Source organism: Tropicimonas sp. IMCC6043, from assembly GCF_004146235.1.
Lineage (GTDB): Bacteria > Pseudomonadota > Alphaproteobacteria > Rhodobacterales > Rhodobacteraceae > Tropicimonas.
On sequence record NZ_SELO01000217.1, the window covers coordinates 1 to 271 of the forward strand.

1 protein-coding gene is annotated in these 271 nt (G+C 66.8%); it reads left to right on the plus strand.

The features are described 5' to 3' along the window. The coding region (locus EU800_RS26440; RefSeq protein WP_129636390.1) for a DDE-type integrase/transposase/recombinase at positions 1-271 on the plus strand (271 nt) is incomplete at both ends.

Sequence of the window (271 nt, forward strand, 5' to 3'; positions counted from 1 at the left end):
TCTACCGCGAAGAAAGGCTGCAGGTGAGGAAGCGCGGCGGCCGGAAGCGGGCGCTCGGAACCCGCAGGCCGATGCTGGTGCCCGAGCGACCCAATGAACGCTGGAGCCTGGATTTCGTATCGGACGCCTTCACCGACGGGCGCAGGTTCCGGGTGTTGGCCATCGTCGATGACTTCAGCCGCGAATGCCTGGCGCTGGTCGCAGACACGTCTCTCTCCGGGCTACGTGTCATCCGCGAACTGACGGCGATCACGGCACGACGCGGACGGCC